The 15,516-nt window shown below is 47.4% G+C and carries 9 protein-coding genes, 2 tRNA genes and 2 rRNA genes; all 13 read left to right on the forward strand.

Translation table 11 applies throughout. The features are described 5' to 3' along the window. The first annotated feature begins 49 nt into the window (after positions 1–49). Positions 50–126: transfer RNA gene (locus ACH5Y9_RS22660), tRNA-Ile, on the forward strand. Between the two features lie 116 nt (positions 127–242). Then, a tRNA-Ala gene (locus ACH5Y9_RS22665) sits at positions 243–318 on the forward strand. Positions 319–641: 323 nt separating this feature from the next. Beyond that, a 23S ribosomal RNA gene (locus ACH5Y9_RS22670) occupies positions 642–3,536 on the forward strand. A gap of 160 nt (positions 3,537–3,696) precedes the next feature. Then, positions 3,697–3,812, forward strand: a 5S ribosomal RNA gene (gene rrf, locus ACH5Y9_RS22675). 132 nt (positions 3,813–3,944) lie between these two features. Next, positions 3,945–4,265, forward strand: coding sequence for a Grx4 family monothiol glutaredoxin (gene grxD, locus ACH5Y9_RS22680; protein ID WP_445367677.1), 321 nt, complete (start codon positions 3,945–3,947; stop codon positions 4,263–4,265). Between the two features lie 1,978 nt (positions 4,266–6,243). Then, positions 6,244–6,996 carry a bacterial ammonia monooxygenase, subunit AmoC gene (amoC, locus tag ACH5Y9_RS22685; protein WP_020483731.1) on the forward strand — a complete coding sequence of 251 codons (753 nt, stop codon included), beginning with the start codon at positions 6,244–6,246 and terminating at the stop codon, positions 6,994–6,996. A 117-nt stretch (positions 6,997–7,113) separates the two neighbouring features. Further along, entirely contained in the window at positions 7,114–7,863 is a 750-nt protein-coding gene (gene amoA, locus ACH5Y9_RS22690; protein WP_101053053.1) for a bacterial ammonia monooxygenase, subunit AmoA, read from the forward strand. 89 nt (positions 7,864–7,952) lie between these two features. After that, positions 7,953–9,197 carry a bacterial ammonia monooxygenase, subunit AmoB gene (gene amoB, locus ACH5Y9_RS22695; RefSeq protein WP_033159226.1) on the forward strand — a complete coding sequence of 415 codons (1,245 nt, stop codon included), beginning with the start codon at positions 7,953–7,955 and terminating at the stop codon, positions 9,195–9,197. Positions 9,198–9,313: 116 nt separating this feature from the next. After that, positions 9,314–9,718, forward strand: coding sequence for a hypothetical protein (locus tag ACH5Y9_RS22700; RefSeq protein ID WP_445367678.1), 405 nt, complete (start codon positions 9,314–9,316; stop codon positions 9,716–9,718). Between the two features lie 403 nt (positions 9,719–10,121). Beyond that, positions 10,122–11,162, forward strand: coding sequence for an IS481 family transposase (locus tag ACH5Y9_RS22705; protein ID WP_445367679.1), 1,041 nt, complete (start codon positions 10,122–10,124; stop codon positions 11,160–11,162). Positions 11,163–11,412: 250 nt separating this feature from the next. Next, a complete protein-coding gene (gene tagH, locus ACH5Y9_RS22710; protein ID WP_445367680.1) occupies positions 11,413–12,780 on the forward strand; it encodes a type VI secretion system-associated FHA domain protein TagH in 1,368 nt (455 codons plus the stop codon). Between the two features lie 79 nt (positions 12,781–12,859). Beyond that, complete coding sequence (gene tssK, locus ACH5Y9_RS22715; RefSeq protein WP_445367681.1) at positions 12,860–14,200, forward strand: type VI secretion system baseplate subunit TssK; 1,341 nt, start codon at positions 12,860–12,862, stop codon at positions 14,198–14,200. A 4-nt stretch (positions 14,201–14,204) separates the two neighbouring features. After that, complete coding sequence (gene icmH / locus ACH5Y9_RS22720; protein WP_445367682.1) at positions 14,205–15,515, forward strand: type IVB secretion system protein IcmH/DotU; 1,311 nt, start codon at positions 14,205–14,207, stop codon at positions 15,513–15,515. Position 15,516 lies beyond the last annotated feature (1 nt).

A 15,516-nucleotide genomic window follows, 5' to 3' on the forward strand; every position in this document is an offset into this window, starting at 1 on the left:
CACCGTTACACGTACTCACAACAAATTATTTCGATTGAAAGACGCACCTGGGTCTGTAGCTCAGTTGGTTAGAGCGCACCCCTGATAAGGGTGAGGTCGGAGGTTCAACTCCTCCCAGACCCACCAACGCATAAAAGGCGAAAGCAATAAGGCGAAACACAATCAGACCACACGCCTGGTTAGAATAACTGGCGCTGTGCTTAGTCACGTTTCGGCTTGAGTCTTGGCTTTAGTCTGCTTTAGGGGCCATAGCTCAGCTGGGAGAGCGCCTGCCTTGCACGCAGGAGGTCGGGAGTTCGATCCTCCCTGGCTCCACCATCATGCTGAACGCTGAGGGTCAACCAGTTCGTCAAACGTAAGAAAAATAGTGGGTGAACATCAACGCTATAGGGTTTTATCGGCGGCAACAGATAAAGACTTTATAGCATTGGTATTCGTACCGATAGCTCTTTAACAATATGGAAATCTGTAACTATAGTAATGATCAGCAATGATCAACACTAAAACGAGTTGCGGTTTGAATGACGTCGTTCTCGAAAGGGAAAGGCAGAAAACAAACGGCATGTCGTTCTCAAGCAGAAAAAATCAGCGAAAATGTCAGCTGACAGTATAACCAAAGTACAGACGTATTCGGGTTATATGGTCAAGTGAATAAGCGCATACGGTGAATGCCTAGGCAGTAAGAGGCGATGAAGGACGTTGTAGCATGCGAAAAGCTTTGGGGAGCCTGCAAACCGGCTGTGATCCAGAGATGTCCGAATGGGGAAACCCGGCGCGCATAAGCGCGTCATCTTTGAGTGAATACATAGCTCACTGAAGCGAACCCGGAGAACTGAAACATCTAAGTACCCGGAGGAAAAGAAATCAACCGAGATTCCCTAAGTAGTGGCGAGCGAACGGGGACTAGCCCTTAAGCTAGGATAAGGTTAGTGGAACGGTCTGGAAAGTCCGGCGATACAGGGTGATAGCCCCGTACACGAAAACCTTTTTCTAGTGAAATCGAGTAGGTCGGAGCACGTGAAACTTTGACTGAATATGGGGGGACCATCCTCCAAGGCTAAATACTCCTTACTGACCGATAGTGAACCAGTACCGTGAGGGAAAGGCGAAAAGAACCGCGGAGAGCGGAGTGAAATAGAACCTGAAACCGTATGCGTACAAGCAGTGGGAGCCCCTTCGTGGGGTGACTGCGTACCTTTTGTATAATGGGTCAGCGACTTACATTTTGTGGCAAGCTTAACCGAATAGGGGAGGCGTAGCGAAAGCGAGTCTTAATAGGGCGTTTAGTCGCAAGGTGTAGACCCGAAACCGGGCGATCTATCCATGGCCAGGCTGAAGGTTGGGTAATACTAACTGGAGGGCCGAACCCACGTCTGTTGAAAAAGACGGGGATGAGCTGTGGATCGGAGTGAAAGGCTAATCAAGCTCGGAGATAGCTGGTTCTCCTCGAAAGCTATTTAGGTAGCGCCTCGTGTATCACTGCTGGGGGTAGAGCACTGTTTCGGCTAGGGGGTCATCCCGACTTACCAACCCGATGCAAACTCCGAATACCAGCAAGTGCCAGCACGGGAGACACACGGCGGGTGATAAGGTCCGTCGTGAAAAGGGAAACAGCCCAGACCGTCAGCTAAGGTCCCCAAATCTATGCTCAGTGGGAAACGATGTGGAAAGGCACAGACAGCCAGGAGGTTGGCTTAGAAGCAGCCATCCTTTAAAGAAAGCGTAATAGCTCACTGGTCGAGTCGGTCTGCGCGGAAGATTTACCGGGGCTAAGCATAGTACCGAAGCTACGGATTTACACGTAAGTGTGAGTGGTAGAGGAGCGTTCCGTACGCCTGCGAAGGTCGATTGAGAAGTCGGCTGGAGGTATCGGAAGTGCGAATGCTGACATAAGTAACGATAAAGGGGGTGAAAAACCCCCTCGCCGAAAACCCAAGGTTTCCTGCGCAACGTTAATCGACGCAGGGTTAGTCGGCACCTAAGGCGAGGCTGAAAAGCGTAGTCGATGGAAAACAGGTTAATATTCCTGTACCAGTAGTAACTGCGATGGGGTGACGGAGAAGGCTATATCAGCGGTCGGTTGGAAGTGGCCGTTTAAGCAGGTAGGCATGCATCTTAGGCAAATCCGGGGTGCTCTATGCCGAGACGTGATGACGAGCGGTTCGAAAGAACAGCGAAGTGATAGATGCCCTGCTTCCAGGAAAAACCTCTAAGCTTCAGGTTACTAGTGGCCGTACCCTAAACCGACACAGGTGGGTGGGATGAAAATTCTAAGGCGCTTGAGAGAACCCAGGTGAAGGAACTAGGCAAAATGATACCGTAACTTCGGGAGAAGGTATGCCCTCATTACGTGAAGGTCCTCGCGACTGGAGCGGAAGGGGGTTGCAAAAAATCGGTGGCTGCGACTGTTTAGCAAAAACATAGCACTCTGCAAACACGAAAGTGGACGTATAGGGTGTGACGCCTGCCCGGTGCTGGAAGGTTAATTGATGGGGTTATCTTCGGAGAAGCTCTTGATCGAAGCCCCAGTAAACGGCGGCCGTAACTATAACGGTCCTAAGGTAGCGAAATTCCTTGTCGGGTAAGTTCCGACCTGCACGAATGGCGTAACGATGGCCACACTGTCTCCACCTGGGACTCAGTGAAATTGAAATCGCTGTGAAGATGCAGTGTACCCGCGGCTAGACGGAAAGACCCCGTGCACCTTTACTATAGCTTGACACTGGACTTTGAACCTACTTGTGTAGGATAGGTGGGAGGCTTTGAAGCGGGAACGCCAGTTCTCGTGGAGCCAACCTTGAAATACCACCCTGGTATGTTTGGAGTTCTAACCTCGATCCATTATCTGGATTAGGGACAGTGTCTGGTGGGTAGTTTGACTGGGGCGGTCTCCTCCTAAAGAGTAACGGAGGAGCACGAAGGTACCCTCAGCCTGGTCGGAAATCAGGCAATGAGTGCAAAGGCATAAGGGTGCTTGACTGCGAGACGGACAAGTCGAGCAGGTACGAAAGTAGGTCTTAGTGATCCGGTGGTTCTGTATGGAAGGGCCATCGCTCAACGGATAAAAGGTACGCCGGGGATAACAGGCTGATACCGCCCAAGAGTTCATATCGACGGCGGTGTTTGGCACCTCGATGTCGGCTCATCACATCCTGGGGCTGAAGCAGGTCCCAAGGGTATGGCTGTTCGCCATTTAAAGTGGTACGCGAGCTGGGTTCAGAACGTCGTGAGACAGTTCGGTCCCTATCTGCCGTGGGCGTTTGAGATTTGAGGGAAGCTGCTTCTAGTACGAGAGGACCGAAGTGGACGAACCTCTGGTGTTCCGGTTGTCATGCCAATGGCATTGCCGGGTAGCCACGTTCGGACAGGATAACCGCTGAAAGCATCTAAGCGGGAAGCCCCTCCCAAGATGAGATCTCACTGGGACTTTAAGTCCCCTGAAGGGCCGTCGGAGACTACGACGTTGATAGGCACGGTGTGGAAGTCCAGTAATGGGCGTAGCTAACGTGTACTAATTGCCCGTGAGGCTTGACCATATAACACCCAATGCGTTTGGGTGTCACTGACACGCTGATAAACGTAAGATAACGACACACTCGATACAGATTTCCATGAAGACAGGTAAACGGCAAATGCCGGGAAGCGAATACGCTTCAAGCCTGTGCATGACGGCTGCAAAACAGCCAAACCAGTTTGCTTGGTGAACATAGCAAGCGTGAACCACCCGATCCCATCCCGAACTCGGAAGTGAAACCGCTTAGCGCCGATGATAGTGTGGCAGGTTGCCATGTGAAAGTAGGTCATCGCCAAGCTCTTAAACCAAAAGCCCTGCTTACCCATAGCAGGGCTTTTTTTTGACCCAAAATCACCCCACTGCTGCTCCCTTCTCTTTTGCGGACGGGGTTGTTAGAATCCCCTCTCATCAATGTTTAACGAGAAAACGCATGAGTGCAATAGACAGAATCCAAGCCCAATTAGCCAGCCATCCTGTGGTCTTATACATGAAAGGCACGCCAGATTTTCCCCAGTGTGGGTTTTCCAGCCGGGTGGTGCAAGTCTTGCGGGCATGCAATGCGGATTATGCCCATATCAATATCTTCGAAGACCCTGAAGTGCGTGAAGCCTTAAAAGAATACTCGCACTGGCCTACCTATCCCCAACTGTATATCAACGGCGAATTAATCGGTGGCTGCGACATCGTCATCGATCTCTTTAATAAAGGTGAGCTTAATAATATGCTGGCGAGCGTGACCGCAAAGCTATAGGTCTGCAGTCTTGGTTCTGTGTGCCAATTAAAGAAAACGCTACAGGAGAGTCGCTATTTTGCCGGCAGTTTTTTTAGGCATCTTGTTAGAAAAATCGGCAAAAATGACGCGACCGTTTATGCCTTCAGTGCTCCGATTTTGTCCACGTCACCTCGTTCCGACCCAGCACGAGGTCAGATGTTGACTGTCGCATGACTTGAAGTGGTGTCGCGATGCCATGCAGGTTTTTTACATTTTGCTGCGAAAACCTGCCCGGCCTGCGGCTTCTGGGGGCTATTCAACCTGCGTTTGATAATGTTTCGTTTCCACGGTTTCGCGGCGTTCGTTTGCTGAATCGAAATGCCAAACCAGCCGCTTCGCCAGCCAAACGGCCTGGACCCAAGCGAAAATATCAAGCCGAGGTGTTGCCAGGACCGTTGAAGTGCATCGGGTTCAACAGCGTCAACCGTTTGGCAGGCGCTTGAAGGCGGCGATCCTGGGCGCTTACCCAATCATTTGCGCGTCCTACATCCCAAGGGTTTGTCCGGCACTAAGCCTGGCTAGCTTTAACCGCTCAAAATGCCATTCGCAATCATCATTTAGACGAAGCTCCGCCAAGCTTAGTAGAGGTCGGTACGGTTGTTCACTGCGGCAATTTGGTGGCCTGGGATTTCGTCTGGACCTTAGCCATGACTGGGTTTTTAGCTGGCTGGACCGAAGTAAGGGCACTTGGAATAAGAGTTCTCAGGGCGTTTTGGAGTAGATCCGGTTTGTAACTGTTCCCGTTGAAGGGCTTCGATTGCGATACCCGGACTCGAGCAACGGTTCTGAATTTCTCAATCATCACTCGGTTCGCTATCTTACCGACCACCCTCGACACCCTGTCTTCAACCACTACAGAGAAAAATGCCACGACGGCACCAAAATCAATAAAAATACTACGCCCCGCAACGGCCGTACAAGCGCATCCGCGATCAACTCGACATTCCGGAATCCATCCAACAGACTCTTTGGGAGCATCATGCCAAGCTCAATCCCGTTACTAGCTCGCCTTTGAGCAATTTTTGAAACTGATTTTTTCAAAAGCTCAGGTTAGATCTAATGTGAGGATATAACTTTGATCCTTCGGGCACCTTTTTTCTTAGAGGCGCTAAGGGAGCAGTTAATCCGATAACGAATGCAAGTCTGGTTGTTCTAGAAATTGACGATATAGTCGGTTGCGTCTCGGATAGTCTCGGCGTGATTGGTAGTTGTCACGCTGTGCAACATCTTACAGTGGTAGGCTATTCTTGCTGTCGGCGGCAACTGCAATGCATAAGAGGCCGAGATCTATTTTAATAATTTGTTATCCGTCCGCAATTGCCGATTCGCGGTTGGTCCGATTGCTCGGCTTACACTTGCTTGCTCCTTCGACGCCCTATCTTCTCATTCTGCTAGAGGTCCAGGCAAATCTGGGTCACCGTTCAGTCGTTGCTCCTGAATCGTCTTCACTAATTGCAGCTTGAATACAGCATCATAATGCCGTCATTCTGTTTCATTGCGTTTCGCAAAGGGAAGGTTTATCAAGCTACTCGGGTGTGAATTTTTACTGGATCGCTACGTTTTGAGTTAGATGTTTTTTTTTGTGCCTGAAACACAAGTGGAGGGTAAGAAAAATGCGAGGCGATAGATGGCGGAGTTTGGATCCAATCAATTAGGCTGCGACTTATCACATGCACAGTATTTGGTAACCTATCTATCCTAATTGAATTCGAACGGGAATTTTATCGAAACGTCGCTTAAATAGGTGTTCGAGTTTTGTTAACAGTAAAATTGCAAATGGGTGACAGCGAGCACCCAGCTAAATTAGCTTAATTTATCTTGACAAGGATTTGGCAAGTGGTAGACTGCCACGCACCTCAAGGGACCGGGGTGTCTTCAATAAGAAGGCTAAATAACAAGGAAAAACAAAGAACTCCCGATTTGATCGGGGATTTAGATAATCTTTTAGGAGGTAGAAATGGCTGCTACAACTGAATCAGTTAAGGCTGATGCTGCGGAAGCACCGCTTTTAAATCAAAAAAACCTGTGGGCTGGTATCAGCCTGTATTTGGTTTTTTATTCTTTCATTCGTTGGTATGAAGGTGTTTACGGCTGGTCAGCTGGCTTAGACTCTTTTGCTCCAGAGTTTGAAACATACTGGATGAATATGTTGTACATCGAGATCGTTATCGAAGTGCTGCTGTTTGCTGGTATCAATGGCTATATCTGGAAAACTCGTGACCGTAAAGTTATGTCAATCACTCCACGTGAAGAGTTGAGAAGACACTTTACACACTGGACATGGTTGGTTTGCTACGGCTGGGCTATCTACTGGGGTGCTTCTTACTTCACAGAGCAAGACGGTACATGGCACCAAACTATCGTTCGTGATACTGACTTTACTCCAAGTCACATCATCGAGTTCTACCTGTCATACCCAATCTACATCATCACTGGTTCAGCTTCTTTCATGTATGCAAAAACAAGATTGCCTACATACCATGAAGGTCTGCACTTGATGTATTTGATCGCGGTTATCGGTCCATTCATGATCCTGCCTAACGTAGGTTTGAACGAATGGGGTCACACATTCTGGTTTATGGAAGAGTTGTTCGTTGCTCCATTGCACTACGGTTTCGTATTCTTTGGTTGGGCTGCTCTGGCTATAATGGGTGTTGTGAACACCGAAGTAATGGCAATTGCAAAATTGCTGAAAAAAGATCTGGCTTAATAGCTTATCTTTAAAAGTAAAAATACTATCTCCTTTCCTGCCGCTGCTTTGTTTAAGTGGCGGTAGGATAAAGAGAAGTGAAAAAAATATAATTTTAATTCTTTAGGAGGTAAGCTAATGAGCGCATCTCAATCAGCTGTACGTTCACGTGCGGAAGCGGTACAAGTTTCCCGTACGTTCGACTGGATGATTCTTTTTACACTGTTCACAGCGGTTCTGGGCGGTTACCACATTCACTATATGTTGACTGGCGGTGACTGGGATTTCTGGACCGACTGGAAAGATAGACGTCTATGGGTAACCGTAGCTCCTATCGTTTCTATTACGTTCCCTGCGGCTGTTCAAGCATGCTTGTGGTGGAGATACCGTTTACCAATTGGCGCAACTTTGTCTGTTGTTGCTCTGATGATTGGTGAGTGGATCAATCGTTACATGAACTTCTGGGGTTGGACATACTTCCCAGTTAACATCTGCTTCCCATCTAACCTGCTGCCAGGCGCTATCGTTCTTGACGTTATCCTGATGTTGGGTAACAGCATGACTCTGACTGCTGTATTAGGTGGTTTGGCTTACGGCTTGTTGTTCTACCCAGGTAACTGGCCTGTTATCGCTCCATTGCACGTGCCTGTAGAGTACAACGGCATGATGATGACTTTGGCTGACTTACAAGGTTACCACTATGTTCGTACCGGTACACCTGAGTACATCCGTATGGTAGAGAAAGGTACATTAAGAACTTTCGGTAAAGACGTTGCTCCAGTATCAGCGTTCTTCTCTGGATTCGTTTCTATCATTATTTACTTCTTGTGGCACTTCTTCGGCAGATGGTTCGCTAAAACCGACTTCATCGCTGACGACGCGTCTTAATTAGAAGAATAGTAAGAAAATGAACCTGGTGGTTCTAGATAGCTACCAGAAAGTCTTAATTAAAATTCTCTAGTGATAGAGGAGGAAATATGAAAATAATAAAAGACAAAGTTGCAAAACTGTCCTTTGTCGCACTGTTGGTCGCAATGACAGCAGCGATGTTCTATGCTCCAACAGCATCTGCTCACGGTGAAAAATCACAGGCTGCGTTCATGCGTATGCGGACGATTCACTGGTTTGACCTAAACTGGTCAAAAGAAGAAGTGCCTGTTAATGAAACTATGACAATTTCCGGTAAATTCCTGGTATTCGCAGGATGGCCAGAAACTGTTGATAAACCAGAAGTTTCATTTTTGAACGTTGGTATTCCTGGTCCTGTATTTATCCGTGCAGGTTCTTGGATCGGCGGTCAATTGGTTCCTCGTTCAGTGTCTCTGGAATTGGGCGAAGTTTATGAGTTTAAAGTTCTGTTGAAAGCTCGTCGTCCAGGTGACTGGCACGTTCACTCTATGATGAACGTACAAGGCGGTGGTCCTATCATCGGTCCAGGTAAATGGGTAACCATTACTGGTTCTATGAGCGAGTTTGTTAACCCAGTTACTACTTTGACTGGTCAAACAATCAACTTGGAAAACTATGCTCTGGACAACGTTTATTTCTGGCACGCAGTATGGTTTGCTATCGCGTTCGCATGGTTGTTGTTCTGGATCAAACGTCCATTGTTCGTTCCACGTCATATCGCTGTTAGCACAGGCAAAGCAGACTCTCTGATCTCAGCCGGCGACAAAAAAGTTGGTATGATCTTCGCTGTCGGTACGATGGTAATCGTTGCTGCCTCTATGGGTGCAACCAACGAAAAATACCCTGTAACAACTCCTTTGCAAGCTGGTTTGTTGCGCGGCATGAAAACTTATCAAATGCCTGAAGCTAACGTTTCAGTTAAAGTTGATGACGCTACATACCGTGTACCAGGTCGTGCAATGCAAATGACCTTGACCATCACAAACAACGGCGACTCAGCTGTACGTTTGGGCGAGTTCAACACTGCAGGTGTACGTTTCTTGGATCCAGCTGTTCATGAAGATGATACAGCTTACCCAGACGATTTGCTGGCTGAAGAAGGTTTAACTGTTAGCGATAACAGCCCTCTGGCTCCAGGCGAAACACGCACAATCGAAGTTACTGCTTCTGACGCTGCATGGGAAGTATATCGTTTAGCTGACTTGATCTACGATCCAGACAGCCGTTTCGCAGGTCTGTTGTTCTTCTGGGATGAAAAAGGTAACCGTCAATTGGTAACAGTTGATGCTCCTCTGATCCCAACTTTCATCTAACAGTGAAAGTGTTCTAAGTCGAAATACTTAGGAAGAAATTGAAAGCCCTCGCTATTGAAAAATAGCGGGGGTTTTTTTTAGGTAATATGCTCGGAAACCGCAGGAAAATGTTAAAAATGAAAAAAGTGCTAGTAATTGTGGGGGTTTTAGTGCTGGGCGGTTGCTCGGAAAAAGAAGAATATCAGTCCGTAGTATTGGAACAGATGAAGCAAGATAAAGATATTAAGGACTACGGAATTGAGCCGGAATTAATGACAAAATGTGTCGTCGATACTTCGTCGAATGCTATGCCAGGGTTATTCATATTAGATCCTGAAAGGCGTAAAGCATATAAAAATTACGCGAAAATGTTGGATATTAATAAGTCAACGGATCCACAAAAAACATTAATCGAATTACGAGAAAGTTTCGGTGCAGCCAAAGAGCTTGCAGAAGCACATTCAAATTATGTCGAAAGCGTAGTCGAATGTATGTCTGGTTTAGTGACTGGCGGAGAGGAAAAGTTAAAAAATACAAAATAGGATGACGTTTTAACGAAAGCTATTTTAGTTATTACTCAAAAGTGAAATGCAAACCCAAATATGAGCAAGGCGAGTCTTAGGAGGGTTGTTGGTATATTCAGGAAAAAATGAAATAAAAAGGAGTTTATGTTGCAAAGAACCTCTGATTACTTCGGTTTTGCAAGACAACTAGGTGCCCATCATTGATTTAATTTACGCTGAAATTCGATGTTACGAATTAATCAGAGACTCCCAAAGCGACGACATCAGAAAGGTAACTAATGGCCCGAAACGTTACCGAAACTGCCGCTAGTTTAATGTGTATTAGTCACGACTTGATCTGACACATCGACTTGAAAAGATGAGAGTTACCGGTTTTGATAGGGGTGTCGAATCCTTACACAAAACACAAAAGGTAACTCTCATGATCCATACAAACAATCCGATCATTAAACACAAAGCGGGGCTGTTAAATTTAGCCCAAGAACTGAATAACGTCTCCAGAGCCTGCAAGGTGATGGGTGTCTCGCGCGATACGTTTTATCGTTATCAAGAGCTGGTAGCTGAAGGTGGTATCGATGCCTTAATCGACAAAAACCGCCGGTCTCCGAATCTGAAGAATCGCGTCGATGAAAGCATTGAGCTGGCAGTGAAAGCCTATGCGGTTGAGTGGCCAGCGCATGGACAGCATCGAACCAGTAATGAACTGCGTAAACAAGGGGTATTCGTATCCGGCAGCGGCGTTCGCTCCATCTGGTTACGGCATGACCTGGAGAACTTTAAAAAGAGGCTTAAAGCACTGGAAGCCAAGGTAGCCGCCGAAGGGTTAATGCTGAGCGATGCGCAGATTGCGGCGTTGGAGAAAAAGCAGCAGGATGATCAAGCCTGCGGCGAAATCGAAACAGCCCATCCCGGTTACCTGGGTTCGCAGGATACCTTTTACGTCGGCAACCTCAAAGGGGTTGGGCGGATATACCAGCAGACTTACGTGGACACTTATAGCAAAGTCGCACACTGCAAACTGTACACCACCAAAACGCCGATTACTGCCGCGGACATCCTGAATGACAAAGTATTGCCGTTCTATGAAGCCAACGCATTACCCGTTCTACGCATTCTGACGGATCGCGGCACAGAATATTGTGGCAAGGTCGAACAGCATGATTATCAGCTATACCTGGCGATCAACGACATCGACCATACCAAAACCAAGGCCATGTCGCCGCAAACCAATGGGATTTGCGAACGCTTCCACAAGACCATCTTGCAGGAGTTCTATCAGGTCACGTTCCGCAAAAAGCTCTATAGCGACCTGGATGAACTCCAAAAAGATCTGGACGAATGGCTGGTTTATTACAACAATGACCGAACTCATCAGGGCAAAATGTGCAACGGCAGAACGCCGATGGATACCTTGCTGGATGGAAAACAGATTTGGGCTCAAAAAAATCTGAACCAAATCTAATCTGACAGACACCCCGCAAAAACGGTAACTGTCAGATCAGGTCTGAGCTAATACAAGCTACAAAAGCACGAGTTTTCCGTTCATCACATAACTATAATTTCGACAACTAACAATTTGCGATGACTGTTCTTCTGATTGAGAATCGCGTCAATTGATAAGATTAGACTGCTATAAAATGACTAAGTTTTTAGATAAAAGCTGACGTAAGTTGCTAAGCTATTTAACTAATGTTAACGGTAGGACGACAATCGTGCCAATTATCTTAAAAGTACTTTCTTACAAAGGTTTACCACTATCTACTGAATTGAGTGCCGAATTCGGTCAGTTAGGCGGAACAATAGGCAGAAAAGCAGGAAATACCTTGGTATTGCCTGATGCGGAAAACTTTGTATCAGGCCACCATGCTGAAATCATTTATGAGGACGGTGGTTACTTAATAAAAGACACAAGTAAAAATGGTACATATTTATCAAATGCCGGACTGAATATAAACGATTCGCAAGCAAGGTTATTAGATAGTGAAATTTTGCGGATCGGAGAATATGAGATTATTGTAGAGCTGCCATCAGCCGAAATATCACCAGCTTCACCCATTAGCGTCGAGAGTATTTCGCCTTCACCATTTGCTCAATCGTTTCAAAATGATCAACAGTCAATAGTCAACGAACCTCTGAATTTCTCGATTCCGCACAACGTAGCGAGTTCTCCCTTCGGAGAGCGTCCTCCTGCTTCCCCTTTTCACGATAGCTTTACCGCGCCCGAGGTGCTACCTCCCCAGAGAGATGGTAAAGATATTGCCGAGTTCTTAAAAGGCTTAGATTCCTTAGGTGCGTTGGATGCACCCCTCAGCGAGTCTTCCGGGTTAGACTTCCCGAGTTTGGAAGCAATAAATTTATCCGAGCCTATTCCTTCGAGCATAGCGTCAGATTCTAAAGACGTATTCCAAAATACGCCTAATATTGAGCGTGAAGATGGGCAGGCGACTTCGCAAGCCAGTGTAGAGATTACGCTAGCACCCAATACGGAACCATTTGTCAGGTCTAAATCGGATGATGCGACGCTCATGAAGATGTTTCTGGATGGTGCGGGAATAAAAGATCAATCGTTTTTGACGGAAGAGCAGTGGCCGGAGGCGATGAAAGCGACCGGTGTGTTATTCCGAAATTTGATCGAAGGCTTGATGGACGTTCTACGCGCACGCGCGGAAATGAAAAGTGAATTTCGAGTTTCCGTCACCACAATCCGCTCATTTGACAATAACCCGCTAAAATTCAACCCAGATGTGGAAAGCGTACTGAAGCTGATGCTCGCACCAAATAATCCCGCGTTTATAAATTCAAATGATGCGGTAACTGAAGCGTTCAGGGATGTTAAGTTTCATCAATTGGCGATGACGGCAGGTATTCAGGCTGCACTAGGGGAGATTTTGCATCGTTTCGACCCAGACACCTTCGAAAAGGTGTTGGGCGAAGGGATTGTTTTTCAGCGAAAAGCCAAGTGTTGGGAGCTTTTTTGCGAAAAATATCCGGAACTGAAAACACAAGCAATTGAAGGATTTTTTGGAGAAGAGTTCGCTGAAGCTTATGAAAAGCAGATGCGTCTATTTGCGAGGCGGTGAAAGTTTGCAACTCAATTGAATTGGTAGCGAAAATTTCATAAGTCATTGTTAATAAATAATAAACGGTACCGAATAGAGTATGTCAATCAATAACCGTATTGTTTGGTCAGAAGGCATGTTCCTTAGACCTCAGCACTTTCAACAACATGATCGTTATCTTGAAAGTCGTATTGATGGTCGTTGCTATGGAATCAGGGCTTATGATTGGGGATTTTCGTCGCTAAAACTAGATGCAGGGCAATTGGCGATAGGAAAAATCACTCTGGCAGCTGCTAGAGGGATTTTCCAGGATGGTACCCCATTCCATTTGCCAAACGAGGACGAACTGCCGCTACCACTTGATGTCTCTGAAGACATCGCCAATGAAGTAGTGTATTTAGCATTGCCGCTGAGTCGTCCTGACTCTGTTGAAGTTGATAGCGACAATAACCCCGATGGATTGGCGAGATACCGCATCACTCATAGGGATGTCAGAGACAACAATGCGGGGTACGACGCACGTTATCCCGTGCAAATAGGCAGTATTCGTCCGAGACTTATGCTTGGCAACCAAGAAAGATCAGGCTATCTGTGCTTAGGGGTCGCCAATATCATTGAGGTGCGCGCCGACAAAACAGTCGTACTGGATGAGAAATACATTCCCGTGGTGCTGCAGTCTTCAGCCAGTAGTATTTTGAACGGCTTCGTCCGGGAGTTGCAAGGTCTGTTGCATACCAGAGGGGAGGCGTTGGCAGCCCGCGTGGCGGGAACGTCGCAAGGTGCAGGCGTCGCAGAGGTTGCAGACTTTATGTTGCTGCAAACCATCAATCGGTACGAACCCTTGCTGGCACATTTGGCGGGGGATGCGCTGCTACATCCGGAGACTTTGTTTTCCTTGTGCCTGCAGTTGATGGGCGATCTAGCAACCTTCTACCGTCAAAATAAGCGACCCGCAGTGTTGCCCGAATATAGGCATGACGACTTGCGTATTTGCTTTATCCCGTTAATTGATGAGCTACGGCGCCTGTTAAGCATGGTGCTTGAACAAAATGCGATTCAAATTCCGTTAACCAAACATAGCCAGTCGGTTTATTACTCGGGTCGCCCCGATGTGAAATTATTGGAGCAGGCGATCTACGTATTGGCTGCCAGTGCGCAAGTATCTTCGGAGATGTTGCGCACGCATTTCCCGCCGCAGGTGAAAATTGGCCCGGTGGAAGAGATCACGCAATTGGTCACTGCTGCCCTGCCCGGTATTTCAATTCATCCATTGCCCGTGGCGCCAAGGCAATTGCCGTATCACGCCGGATGCTCTTATTTCGAATTGGATAAGCAAAGCCCGTACTGGAAGAAGATGATGGATTCCGGCGGTTTTGCCTTTCATATTGGGGGTAATTTTCCGGGATTGGAATTGGAATTCTGGGCAATAAAAAAAGGGTGATGACATGGTGCAACAAGGACCTTTCGGCGATGACGACAAAACAGTGTTGCGGCCTTCGCCAGGTGGACGAATGCCGCAGCAGCCATCAGTGACACAAATACCGCCATCTCCGCCGCCCCAGCAGCCGACCTCAAATATCAACATTCCGTCGCTCAGTGTGCTTTCCGGAGCGGATAGCGGTTCATTATTGACTTTATCAGCCGGCATTCTGTCCTTGGCGGCCAGGCTTAGAACAACCGTTAGCTATTCCGGGGTTGATGAACTAAAGCAAAAGTTGGCTAAAGAAGTCAGAGAATTCGAGAACCGTGGCTTGAATGCAGGGTTTCAGCAAGAAACCATGCGTATGGCGAGCTACGATTTATGTACTTTTCTGGATGAAATTATCCAAAACACGCCTTGGGGTTCGCAGAGTAATTGGGGGCATCAAAGCCTGCTTATCCTTTTTCATAAAGAAGCCTGGGGCGGCGAACGCTTTTTCCAATTACTCGAACATCTGGTGAAACAACCCGCGCAAAATTTACCGCTCATTGAGCTTTGCTATGTGTTGTTAAGTTTTGGGTTCGAAGGTAAATATAGGGTCATGGCCAATGGCGCCAACGAATTGGAGAAACAACGGCTTGAGTTGTACCAATTAATCCAGCGAGTAAGAGGGGATTTCCCCGCGGAGCTGTCGCCGCGCTGGCACGGGCAAAAAAGTGGTAATAGCTCGTTGATAACGCAAGTGCCCTTATGGGTGTTCGCCAGCGTAGCTGGTGGCCTGTTGCTCCTTTGTTATCTGGGTTTTGCGTTTTTTATTAATTCGGCATCCGATCCTGCCTATCGGGAGTTACTGAAATTGGCCAAGGAGCCGGTACAAATGGCAACGGCCGCTACGGTCACTCCGTCTGCACCGGTTATCGCCAACAGATTGGAACGCTTTAAACCGTTATTACGCGATGAAATTGCCCAGAATATGGTTGAAGTGGTCGACGATAGCATCATTCGCGTTCGTAATTCCTTCCCCTCCGGTAGCGATCAAGTTAAACCGGAGTTTTTACCGATGTTGAAAAAAATCGCCAAAGAACTCGAGAATGAACAAGACTCGATTTTGGTAACCGGGCATACCGACGACAAGCCCATTGTGTCGGCCCGCTTTCCGTCCAATTGGCATTTGTCTGCGGCACGCGCTAAAAACGTCTTGGCAATTTTGACTGCGTCCGCCCAACTAAAAGGTGCGGCCAGGGCAGAAGGCCGGGCCGATGGTGAGCCTTTGGCGCCTAATGATACGCCTGAACATCGAGCCCTAAATCGGCGCGTCGACATCTTGATTAAGTGAG

Source organism: Methylomonas sp. BW4-1, assembly GCF_052474385.1.